Annotated in this window: 10 protein-coding genes; 9 read left to right on the forward strand and 1 reads right to left on the reverse strand. The window is 80.1% G+C overall.

The window, feature by feature from the left end; translation table 11 throughout:
* The first annotated feature begins 12 nt into the window (after positions 1-12).
* The 4 genes from D5H78_RS04680 to D5H78_RS19240 all read left to right on the forward strand — a co-directional run bounded on the left by D5H78_RS04680 (position 13) and on the right by D5H78_RS19240 (position 3,208).
* Positions 13-951, forward strand: coding sequence for a lantibiotic dehydratase C-terminal domain-containing protein (locus D5H78_RS04680; RefSeq protein WP_119949122.1), 939 nt, complete (start codon positions 13-15; stop codon positions 949-951).
* 140 nt (positions 952-1,091) lie between these two features.
* Positions 1,092-2,108, forward strand: a complete 1,017-nt coding sequence (locus D5H78_RS04685; RefSeq protein WP_119949123.1) for an ATP-binding cassette domain-containing protein — start codon at positions 1,092-1,094, stop codon at positions 2,106-2,108.
* A complete protein-coding gene (locus D5H78_RS04690) occupies positions 2,098-2,850 on the forward strand; it encodes an ABC transporter permease (RefSeq protein WP_119949124.1) in 753 nt (250 codons plus the stop codon). The genes D5H78_RS04685 and D5H78_RS04690 overlap by 11 nt, the downstream gene beginning before the upstream one ends.
* A gap of 139 nt (positions 2,851-2,989) precedes the next feature.
* A complete protein-coding gene (locus D5H78_RS19240; RefSeq protein ID WP_165865600.1) occupies positions 2,990-3,208 on the forward strand; it encodes a hypothetical protein in 219 nt (72 codons plus the stop codon).
* A gap of 203 nt (positions 3,209-3,411) precedes the next feature.
* On the opposite strand, the gene D5H78_RS04695 is transcribed toward D5H78_RS19240, so the two are convergent.
* Positions 3,412-6,561, reverse strand: a complete 3,150-nt coding sequence (locus D5H78_RS04695; protein WP_133412002.1) for an AfsR/SARP family transcriptional regulator — start codon at positions 6,559-6,561, stop codon at positions 3,412-3,414.
* 353 nt (positions 6,562-6,914) lie between these two features.
* Between D5H78_RS04695 and D5H78_RS04700 the strand changes: the two genes are divergently transcribed.
* The 5 genes from D5H78_RS04700 to D5H78_RS04720 all read left to right on the forward strand — a co-directional run bounded on the left by D5H78_RS04700 (position 6,915) and on the right by D5H78_RS04720 (position 11,115).
* On the forward strand, positions 6,915-7,322 hold the full coding sequence (locus tag D5H78_RS04700) for a hydroxyisourate hydrolase (RefSeq protein ID WP_218566237.1): 408 nt from the start codon (positions 6,915-6,917) through the stop codon (positions 7,320-7,322).
* 31 nt (positions 7,323-7,353) lie between these two features.
* Positions 7,354-7,965 carry a response regulator transcription factor gene (locus D5H78_RS04705; protein ID WP_218566238.1) on the forward strand — a complete coding sequence of 204 codons (612 nt, stop codon included), beginning with the start codon at positions 7,354-7,356 and terminating at the stop codon, positions 7,963-7,965.
* A 114-nt stretch (positions 7,966-8,079) separates the two neighbouring features.
* Positions 8,080-8,868 (forward strand): electron transfer flavoprotein subunit beta/FixA family protein, encoded by a 789-nt coding sequence (locus tag D5H78_RS04710; RefSeq protein ID WP_119949127.1) that lies wholly within the window; start codon positions 8,080-8,082, stop codon positions 8,866-8,868.
* A gap of 41 nt (positions 8,869-8,909) precedes the next feature.
* On the forward strand, positions 8,910-9,884 hold the full coding sequence (locus D5H78_RS04715) for an electron transfer flavoprotein subunit alpha/FixB family protein (RefSeq protein WP_119949128.1): 975 nt from the start codon (positions 8,910-8,912) through the stop codon (positions 9,882-9,884).
* A 40-nt stretch (positions 9,885-9,924) separates the two neighbouring features.
* The gene (locus D5H78_RS04720; protein ID WP_119949129.1) at positions 9,925-11,115 is read left to right on the forward strand and encodes a cysteine desulfurase family protein; all 1,191 of its coding nucleotides are present in this window, start codon (positions 9,925-9,927) and stop codon (positions 11,113-11,115) included.

An 11,115-nucleotide genomic window follows, 5' to 3' on the forward strand; every position in this document is an offset into this window, starting at 1 on the left:
AGGAGCCGCCCCGTGACCGCCACCGCCGACCAGCCCGCAGCCGTCGCCGCCGCCCCCGACCCCGGGGCCGCCTGGACCGCCTGGCACCTGCACCTGGCCTCGCCCGCCCGCTCGCTGCACGACCGCGTCGCGCTCGGCGTCGTCGCGCCCGTCGTCGCGGCGCTGCCCGGGCACCCCTGGTTCTTCCTGCGGTTCTGGCAGTCCGGGCCCCACCTGCGGCTGCGGGTGCGCGACCTCGACGCGGGCACCGCCGACGCGGTCGAGGCCGAGCTCGCGTCGCGCCTGGTGGGCGTCGGCGCGCTGCGGCCCGGGGAGGTGCCGGTCGACGCGTCGGCGTACGCGGACGGGGCCGCCCGGCTCGCCGCGGGCGAGCGCGGCCGCGACGCGACGGTGCGCGACCTGCTGCCGCCGGGGGTGCACCGGACCCCGTACCAGCCGGAGGTCGACCGGTACGGCGGCCCCGCCCTCCTCCCCGACAGCGAGGCGCTCTTCCAGACCTCCAGCGAGGCGGTGCTCGCGTACCTGGCGTCCGGGCGCGGCGGGGAGCCGCCGGTGCCCCGGACGGCGCTCGCCGCCCGCGCGACCGCGGTGGCGGCCGCGGTGCTGGACGGGCCGGGGGAGCGGGCGGACTACTACGCGCACGGCGTGCGGGCCTGGCGGGAGTGGGCGCTGCTCTCGCACCCGGCGGAGGTCGTCGGCGCCGCCGTGCGCGTGGGGGCCGACGTGCCGCCCGTGCCGGACGCGCCGGGCCCGTTCGCGCCCTGGCAGCGCGGCCTCGCCGGGCTCGTGCGCCGGGTGCGGGCCGAGACGCCGTACCCCCCGGGCGGGCTGCTCTCCAGCCACGTGCACATGCTCCACAACCGGCTCGGCCTGACCCTGCTCGACGAGCTGCGGACGTACGCCTGGCTCGCCGCGACCGCCGGGGACCGACCCGCGCCCCCGCGCGGCTGACCGGCGTCACGACCGCCCTGACGGGCGTCACCGGTCGCACGCTCCCCGGGCCCCGCGGCCCGGTGCCCGGGGAGCGTGGACGGCGCCCGTACCCGCCCGACGACGAACCGCCGACGGACCACCGACGAGACGAGGACGACATGATCAGAGCGCGCGGGCTCGCCCGCAGCTTCCGCAGCCGGGCCGGCACCGTCCGCGCCGTCGAGGGGGTCGACCTCGACGTCGCGGCGGCCGAGGTCGTCGGCTTCCTCGGCCCCAACGGGGCCGGCAAGACCACGACGATGCGCATGCTCACCACCCTGCTGCGCCCCGACGCCGGCGAGGCCGTCATCGCCGGGGCCGACCTGCGCCGCGACCCCGTCGGGGTGCGCCGCCGGATCGGCTACGTCGGCCAGTCCGGCGGCTCCGGGCCGGAGGTGCCGGTCCGCGAGGAGCTCGTCGTCCAGGGCCGGCTGCAGGGGCTGGGGGCGGGGCGGGCCCGTGCCCGGGCCGACGCGCTGTGCGGCGCGCTCGACCTCACGGGGCTCGAGGCGCGCCCGACCCGCGCGCTCTCCGGCGGCCAGCGCCGCCGGCTCGACCTCGCGATGGCCCTCGTGCACGAGCCGCCGGTGCTCTTCCTCGACGAGCCGACCACGGGCCTCGACCCGCACAGCCGCGCCGACGTCTGGGACCACCTGCGGTCGCTGCGCGCGCGGACCGGGACCACGGTCTTCCTGTCCACCCACCACCTGGAGGAGGCCGAGGCGCTCTGCGACCGGGTCCTCGTCATGGACGCCGGGCGCATCGTCGCCGCCGGCACCCCCGACGAGCTCAAGGCGCGGCTGCACGGCGACGCCGTCGAGCTCGTCGCCGCCGCGCCGGGCACCGCGGCGGCCGTCGCGGACGCGTGCGCCCGGGTGCCCGGCGTCGAGGGGCTGGCCGTCGACGGCGACGCGGTGCGCCTGCGCGTGCCGCGCGGGGACACCGCGCTCCCGCTGCTGCTGCGCGCCGCCGACGCCGCCGGGCACGGGCTCGCGAGCGTCGCCGTGCGGCGCCCGAGCATGGACGACGTCTTCCTGGCCCTCACCGGCCGACCCCTCGACGGGCCCGCCCCGGCGCCCGTCCCCGCCCCCGCGCCCCGCCGCGCCGACGAGGAGCTGGTCCTCGATGCTGTCTGACACCCTCCAGGTCCTCGGGCGCACCGCCCGCCAGGACCTGCGCAGCCCCGCCTGGGTCGTCGCCGGGCTCGCGCAGCCGGTGCTCTACCTGCTGCTCTTCGCCCCGCTGCTCGAGGCGGTCGCCGCGGCGCCCGGCTTCGGCCCCGGTGACCACCTGCAGGTCTTCGTGCCGGCCCTGCTCGTGCAGCAGGCCCTCTTCGGCTCGCTCTTCGTCGGCTTCGGCCTCATGGCCGACGTGCGGGCCGGGGTCCTGGACCGCATGCGGGTCACGCCGGTGCCCCGCGCGGCGCTGCTGCTCGGGCGCGTCCTGCGCGACGTCGCGGTGCTCCTCGTGCAGGCGCTGCTCCTGCTCGGCTGCGCGACCCTGCTCGGCCTGCGCGCCCCGCTGCTCGGTGTCGCCGTCGGCCTCGTCCTCGTCGCGCTCGTCGGCGCCGCGCTGTCCGCGGTCTCGTACGCCCTCGCCCTGCGGATCCGCTCGGAGGGGGCCTTCGCGCCGCTGCTCAACGCGTTCTCGCTGCCGCTGCTGCTCCTGTCCGGGGTGCTGCTGCCCATGGGCCTCGCGCCGGCCTGGCTGCACGCGGTGTCGCGGGCCAACCCCTTCGCCCACGTCGTCGACGCCGAGCGCGCCGCCTTCGTCGGGGACCTCGGGCGGGTCGCGCTCACCGGCGGCGCCGTCGCCGCCGCGCTGGCGCTCGCCGCCGGTGCGTGGGGCGTGCGGACCTTCCACCGCGAGGCGGCCTGAGGGCCGTCCCCGACGGGGCGCCGGTGCGGGGATGGCGGGCGGCTGGCGCGGTGATAGCGGGGCAATAGGGGGCGTCCCTACGTTCTCGTGCATCAGCCCGGACGGACCGGGCGGACCGCCGAGAGACGCAGGAGCAGCCATGAGCACCGTCGCCCGCACCGCCACCCGTACCCGCTCCGCCGCCGCCCGCACCGCCCTCGCGCTGGCGCTCGCCGCCGGCGCCCTGACCCTCGGCGCCGGCGCGGCCGCCGCCGGTGACCCGGCCCTCGCCCCGGTCGGGCCCGTCGTCGCGGGCGAGCCCGCCGGCGGCGCCAAGGGCGGCACCAGCACCCCGTGGGACGCCCCCGGCCGCGGCTGAGGCCGGCCGGCGCCCACGGGGGGCGCCGGGGGCGCGCGCAGCACGGCGCACGAGGGGCGCCCGGCACCGGCCGGGCGCCCCTCGCCGCGTCACGGGCCGGGCCGGGGCGGGGGGCTCGGGCGGGTCGCCCGGAGGGTGCTCCGGTGCGTGCCCGGTCAGGCGCGCGGCGGCGCGTCCGCGACGCGCGGGTGGAGCCGGTCGGGTCAGCCCCGCCCTGCCGCGGTGGCGCCGGGCAGCGCGGCGTCGGCCCCGGGCGCGGGTGCGGGCACCGCCGGGCCCGGGCGCGCCAGCGCGGTCAGCAGGTCGCGCGCGGCCTCGGCGGCCCGCTGCGCGCCGAGGCGCTCGGCGACGGCCAGCGCCTGCTCGGCGGCGCCGCGGGCGGCGGGCAGGTCGCCCGCCCGCTGGTCGAGCGCGGCCAGCTCGAGCAGCACCTGGGCCCGCATGCGGTCCTGGCGGCGCTCGAGGGCGAGGTCGGCGGCGCGCTCCAGCCGCTCGTGCGCCAGCCCCTCGTCCCCGGCGCGCGCGCTGGCGACGCCGAGCCCGGCCAGGCCGTACAGCTCGGCGATGGGGTCGCCGCTGGCCCCCGCGAACTCGAGCACCCGGCTGAAGCAGGCGCGGGCCTCGTCCACCCGCCCGTGCGCGAGGTGCACCTCGCCGAGCGCGTGCTCCACCTGCGCGCCCACCCGGCGCGACGTGCCCGTGCACAGCCTGGACGCCTCGTCCAGCGCGGCGACCGCCTCGTCGCCGCGGCCGAGGGCGATGCGGATCTGGGCCAGGCCGCGCAGGGCGTGCGCCTCGCCGAGGCGGTCGCCGAGCCGGCGGAACAGCGCCAGGGCGCTCTCCTGGCGGGCCGCGGCCCGCCCGAGGTCGCCGCGGACCCGGTCGACGTACGCGAGGTGGCGCAGCACCATCGCCTCGCCCAGCGGCTGGTCGAGGGCCCGGAAGGTGGCGAGCGAGGCGGTGAGCTCCTCCTGGGCGGGCCCGAGCTGCTGCACGGCGACGCGCAGCGCGGCGAGCGAGGCGCGCACCGCCGCCTCGCCGAGCTCGTCGCCCGCCGCGCGGGCCGCGGCGAGCGCGACCTCGTGGGTCTCGCGCCACTCGTCGAAGTGCGCGTGCGCCTCGAAGAGCGTCACGGCGCTGACCGCGAGGTCCCAGCACAGCCGCTCCTCGCCCGCGGCCGCGGCCTGCGCGACCGCGGCGACGAGGGCGGCGCGCTCGCTGGCGAGCCAGCGCAGGGGGTCGCGCAGGAGGCGCCGCGCGAGGGCCGGGTCGACGGGCTCGCGGGGCGCGTCGCCGTGCAGCTGGAGGTAGTCGCCGCCGTGCTCGGCGGCGTGCGCGGCGCCGACCAGGTGCAGCAGGCTCGCGAGGTAGCGCCGCACGGCCCCCTCCCGCAGGGCGGCGGCGTCCTCCTGGGCCGCGCGCTCGCGGGCGAAGAGGCGCACGAGGTCGTGCAGCCGGTAGCGCGTCGTCGCCTCGTCGGCCCCCGCGCCGGTCACCACGGCCAGCAGGTGCACCTCGACGAGCTCGTCGAGGACGTCCTCGGCCACCCGGACCGGCACGCCGAGCAGCGCGGGCGCCGCCCAGCCGCCCACGTCGGGCGCGTCCACGAGCGCCAGCAGGCGCAGCAGGGCGCGGGGCCGCTCGTCCAGGGTGTCGTAGGCCAGCTGCAGCGTCGCGCGGACCGCGAGGTCCTCGTGGCGGAGCTCGTCGAGCGGCCCCGCCTCGTCGGAGAGGCGCTGCACCATCGTCGCCAGCGACCAGTGCGGCCGGGCGGCGAGCCGCGCGGCCGCGATGCGCACCGCGAGCGGGAGGTGCCCGCAGAGGCGGACGACCTCGGCGGCGTCCTCCGGCGCCGCGCGCACCCGCTCCGGCCCGACGACCCGCTCCAGCAGCGCCACCGCGCTCGCCGTGCTGAAGGTGCCGAGGTCGACCCGGTGCGCGCCCGGCAGGGCGGTGACCCGGCGCCGGCTCGTGAGCAGCACCGCGCTCGAGCCGTCCGGCGGCAGGAGCGGGAGCACCTGCGCGGCGGTCGCCACGTCGTCGAGGACGACGAGCAGGCGCCGCCCGGCCAGGCGGTCGCGGTAGAGCTCGGCCCGCTCCTCCTCGCCGTCGGGCACCGCGGGCCCGGGGACCCCGAGGGCGCGCAGGAAGCGCTCCAGCGTCTGCGCGGCGCGCACCGGGCGCGTCGCGCCGTGCACGTCGGCGAAGAGCTGCCCGTCGGGGAAGCGCTCGGCGAGCCGGCGCCCCACGTGCGCGGCGAGCGCGGACTTGCCCACCCCGCCGGGGCCGCTGACGACGACCACCGGGGCCGGGCCGTCCGGGCAGCCGCCGGACAGCGCGGCCTCCACCTCGGCGACGGTGCCGCTGCGGCCGGTGAAGTCCGCGACGGCCGCCGGGAGCAGGTGCGGCGGCCCCGCGCGCTCGGGGGTCGGTGCGGGCCCGGGCTCCGCCGGCGGGACGGGCGTCGCCGCTGCCGTCCCCGGGTCGGTCGCCGCCTCCACGGCCGGCCCGGCGGGGGGAGCGGCCGCCGGCGCTGCCGGCACCGGGGCGCCGCGCAGCACCGCCGCCTCGATCCGGCGCAGCTCCTCGCCGGGCTCCAGGCCGAGCTCGTCGACGAGCACCCGGCGGGCGCGCTGGAACTCGGCCAGGGCCTCGGCCTGCCGCCCCGACGCGTGCAGCGCGAGCATCGTCTGCGCGCGCAGCCGCTCGCGCAGGGGGTCGCGGTCGACCTCCGGGCCCAGCACCGCGAGCGCCTCGCCGTGCTCGCCGGCGGCGAGCAGCAGGTCGACGAGCTCCTCGAGCGCGGAGACCCGGTGCTCGTCCAGGCGGGTCGCCGCGTCGCGCACCATCGGGCTCTCGATGCCGGCGAGGGTCGGGGGGCGCCAGGCCGCCAGCACCGGGCCGAGCAGCGCCGCGCCCTCGCCGGGGCGGCCCGCCGCGCCGGCCGCGCGCGCCCCGGCGCGGGCCGCCCGGAAGCGGGCCAGGTCGAAGGTCGCGTCGCCGAGGTGCAGGGCGTACCCCGGGGGGCGGGTCAGGATCGCCGCGGGGTCCCCGGCGCCGCCCGCACCCGCGCCGAGGCGCTGGCGGAGCTTGGAGACGCAGATCTGCACCTGCGCGCGCGCCGTGGCGGGCGGGTCGTCGGGCCAGACCGCGTCGACGAGGGCCTCGACGCCCACCGGGTCGGGGGCCGCGAGCAGGAGCACGGCGAGCACGCACTGCTGGCGCGGTCCGCCCACGTCGACGGGCCGCCCGTCCGCGAGGACGGTCAGCGGTCCGAGGACCTTGAACTCCATGGCGCTCCAGGGCCGGTGCGCGGGCACGGGGCCCGCGGCATCGCTCGTGGTCGACGTCACGCTAGCCGATCGGTGCCCCCGCGTCGTGCGCCGCACCGCCCGTGCGCTCACGCAGCGTCACCGCTGGGCCGGCCGCAGGGCGCCCGGAGGGCCCCGGTACGTCCCGCCGCGGGGCCCGCGACCGACCCGGCCGGGCTCCCCGGCCGCCGCGTCCGGGCCCCCCGTCGCCCCCGCCCGCGCTATCGGCGCACCGATAGCGCGGCGAGAGCCGGGCGATGGGGCCGCTCGCCACGATCGCCGTACCCGCCGGGGAGCGCCGCGAGGCGCCCCGCCGCAGGGGACGGACGGGGCCGGCGCACGGCCGGCCCGACGGAGCGCGCGGCCCCTGCCCGGGGCCGCCGGAGGAGGCGGACGTGCCGGTGTCGGTGGAGGTCGTGGACGTGGTGCACGGAGCGGCCGCGTCCGGGGTCGAGGTGCGCCTGGAGGCGCGCGACGGCTCCGGGTGGCGCGAGGTGGCCACGGTCGCGGCCGACGACGACGGGGCCGTCCCGGCGAGCGCCTGGGGCGCCGCCGCCGGGCCGCTCGGCCCCGCCGCCGCGCTGCGGGTCGTCGTCGCGTCGGGGCGGTTCTTCGCCTCGCTCGGGCTGGCGTCCGCGCAGACCGAGGTCGCGGCCGCGCTGCGGGCCGCCGACGCCGGCGAGCAGCGGGTCAGCGTCCTGCTGGCCCCCTCGGCCTGCACCGTCCACACCGCGCCGGCCGGCGCGCCCACGAGCACGAGCGCCGGCAGCACCGCCGGCACCCCCACCACCACCGCCCCCTGAGGGGCCCGCCCGCCCGAGGAGGGCACGGACCATGGCCGTACGGATCATGATCGGCAACGCGCACCACCTGCTGCTCGACGCCCTGGCGCACACCCTCGCCGCGGTGCCCGACTTCGAGGTCGTCGGGATGGCCCGCGAGGAGGCGGCCGTCGTCCCCGTCGCCGAGCGCACCAGCCCCGGCGTGCTCGTCCTCGGCGCCGCCGGCACCGGGACCACCGGCACCGCGCTCGCGCGGCGGGTGCTCGCGGTGCGCCAGGGCTGCAAGGTCGTCCTCGTCGCCCCCAGCCCCACCCGGGGCCTCGTGGAGCAGGCGGGGCGGGCGGGGGTGTGGGCGGTCGTGCCCATGGACGCCTCGCTGGGGCACCTCGTGCGCACCGTGCGCGCGGTGTCCGTCGGCTGCGTGCCGATGCACCTGCCGGGCCCGCGCGAGCGCCGCGAGCCCTCGCGGGAGTGCACCCTGACCGACCGCGAGCGCGACGTCCTGCGCCTGACCTGGGCCGGCGCCTCGGCCAAGGAGGTGGCCAAGGAGCTGTGCCTGGCCTCCGGGACCGTCCGCAACGTCACCTCGACCGCGCTGCGCAAGCTCGACGGGCGCAACCGCTTCGACGCCGCGCGCATCGCGCAGGAGCGCGGCTGGCTGTGAGGGCGGGGCGCGCGCGGGACCGGGAGGAGCGGGTGGAGCCGGGGGCTACCGGCGGGTAGCGTACGGCCCGCCGGGCACCGTCGCCCGGCCCCGACGAGGAGGTCGCGACCGCCCATGCCCGAGCCCCTGAGGATCGTCGTCTGCGTCAAGCACGTGCCGGACGCGGCGGGGGAGCGCGGCTTCGCCGCCGACGGCACCACCGACCGCGCGGCCGTGGACGGCCGGCTCTCCGAGCTCGACGAGTACGCGGTGGAGCAGGCCCTGCAGGTCGCCGAGGCGGTCGGGGCCCGGGTCACCTACCTCACGATGGGGCCGGCGCAGGCCGCCGACGCGCTGCGCAAGGCGCTGTCCATGGGCGGCGACGCCGCGGTGCACGTGCAGGACGACGCCCTGCACGGCAGCGACTACCTCGCGACCAGCCTGGTGCTCGCCGCGGCCCTCGAGCGCACCGGGTACGACCTCGTCGTCTGCGGCATGGCCTCCACCGACGGCGCCGGCTCGGTGGTGCCGGCGATGCTCGCCGAGCGGCTGCGGGTGCCCCAGGCGACGCTCGCCGGCGAGCTGGCCGTCGAGGGCGGCGAGGTGCGCGCCCGGCGCGACGGCGAGCTGGCCAGCGAGGTGGTGCGCGCACCGCTGCCGGCCGTGGTGTCGGTGACCGACCAGACCGGCGAGGCCCGCTACCCCTCGTTCAAGGGGATCATGGCGGCGAAGAAGAAGCCCGTGACGACGTGGTCGCTGGCCGACCTCGGCATCGACCCGTCGCAGGTCGGCCTGGCCGCGGCCGCCACCGTCGTCGAGGAGGTCGTCCCCCGCCCGGCCCGCACCGCGGGCACGGTCGTCAGGGACGAGGGCGACGGGGGCCGGCGGATCGCCGCCTTCCTCGCCGAGCAAAAGCTCGCCTGACCGGCGACGACCCCGCCCCCGCACCCGAGCAGGAGACCCCTGTGAGCGACGTCCTCGTCCTCGTCGGCCCCGCCGACCACCCCGACCCCGCCGGCGGGGTGCGCAAGCCCGCCCTCGAGCTGCTGGCCCTCGCCCGGAGCCTCGGCGACCCCGCCGCGGTCGTCCTCGGCACGCCGTCGCCGGAGGCGGTCGAGGCCCTCGGCGCCCACGGCGCCACCACGGTCTGGGCCGTGCAGGTGCCCGGCGCCGGCGAGCGCGTCGTCGCCCCCGCCGCCGCGGCGCTCGAGGCGGTGGTGCGCGAGGTCGGCGAGCCCGCGGCCGTGCTCGTCGGCGCCGCCCACGACGCGCGCGAGGCCGCGGCGCGGCTCGCCGTGCGCCTCGGCGCGGGGCTGCTCACCGACGCGGTCGACGTCCAGGCCGGGCCCGAGGGGCCCGTCGTCGTGCAGAGCGTGTTCGCGGGGGCGTACGTCGTCCGCTCCCGCGCCGTGCGCGGCGTCCCCGTCGTCGTCGTGAAGCCCAACTCGGCCGCGCCGGAGCGCACCGGCGGCACCGCCGCGGTGCGCGAGCTCGCCGTCGCGGACGACGGCGTCCCGGCCGCGGCGGTCGTGGAGCGCAGGGAGCGCGCCGGCACCGGTCGGCCCGAGCTCACCGAGGCGTCCGTCGTCGTCGCCGGCGGGCGCGGCCTCGGCTCCGGGGAGGGCTTCGCCCTCGTCGAGCGGGTCGCGGACGCGCTCGGTGGCGCGGTCGGCGCCTCGCGCGCCGCGGTCGACGCGGGGTGGTACCCGCACAGCCAGCAGGTCGGGCAGACGGGCAAGACCGTGTCGCCGCAGCTCTACCTGGCTGCCGGCATCTCCGGCGCCATCCAGCACCGCGCGGGCATGCAGACCTCGCGCACCATCGTCGCGGTGAACAAGGACCCCGAGGCGCCGCTGTTCGAGATCGCCGACCTCGGCGTCGTCGGCGACGTCAACGAGGTCCTGCCGCAGCTCGCCGAGGAGCTCGAGGCCCGCGGCTAGGGCGGCGGGTGCGCCGCGGCCCGACTACGCTGGCCGGGCCATGGCGTACCTCGACCACGCGGCGACCACCCCGATGCTGCCGGCGGCGGTCCAGGCCCTCACCGAGCAGCTCACCGCCGTCGGCAACGCCTCCTCCCTGCACGCCGCCGGGCGCCGCGCGCGCCGGGTCGTCGAGGAGTCGCGCGAGGCGCTGGCCCGCGCGCTGGGCGCCACGCCGAGCGAGGTCGTGCTCGCCGGGTCGGGCACCGAGGCGGACAACCTCGCGGTCAAGGGCCTCTACTGGGCCCGCCGCGCCGAGGACCCGCGCCGCGACCGCGTCCTCGTCAGCGCGGTCGAGCACCACGCCGTGCTCGACGCCGCGCAGTGGCTGGCCGAGCACCAGGGCGCGCGGCTGGAGGTCCTGCCCGTCGACGCGCAGGGGCGGCTGCGGCTCGACGCGCTCGAGGCCGCGCTCGCGGCCGACCCCGCGTCCGTCGCGCTCGTGAGCGTGATGTGGGCCAACAACGAGGTCGGCACCGTCCAGCCGGTCGCCGAGGTGGTCGCGCTGGCGCACCGGCACGGCGTGCCGGTGCACTCCGACGCCGTGCAGGCCCTCGGGCAGGTCCCGCTCGACTTCGCGGCGAGCGGGCTCGACGCCCTGACCGTCACCGCGCACAAGGTCGGCGGCCCGGTGGGCGTCGGCGCGCTGCTCCTGGGCCGCGCGGTGCGCGCCGTGCCGCTGCTGCACGGCGGCGGGCAGGAGCGCGACGTCCGCTCGGGCACGCTCGACGCCGCCGGCGCCGCAGCCTTCGCGGTCGCCGCCGGGGCGGCCGTCGAGGGGCTGGCCGGGCGCGCGGCCCGCGTCGCCGCCCTGCGCGACGACCTCGTGCGCCGGGTGCTCGCCGAGGTGCCCGACGCGGTGCTCAACGGCGCGCCGCTCGACGTGCCGGGCGCCCGGCTGCCCGGCAACGCCCACCTGTCGTTCCCGGGGTGCGAGGGCGACGCCCTGCTCATGCTGCTCGACGCGCAGGGCGTCGAGTGCTCCACCGGCTCGGCCTGCTCGGCCGGCGTGCCGCGCGCGAGCCACGTCCTCGTCGCGGCCGGCGTCCCCGACGACCTCGCCCGCGGCTCGCTGCGCTTCTCGCTGGGGCGCACGTCCACCCGCGAGGACGTCGACGCGGCCGTCGCGGCGCTCGGCCCCGCGGTGGCCCGCGCCCGCGCCGCCGGCCTGGCGACGGCGGGGAGGGGCTGA

Origin of the sequence: Vallicoccus soli, from assembly GCF_003594885.1 — a bacterium.
In the GTDB taxonomy this organism is placed as follows: domain Bacteria; phylum Actinomycetota; class Actinomycetes; order Motilibacterales; family Motilibacteraceae; genus Vallicoccus; species Vallicoccus soli.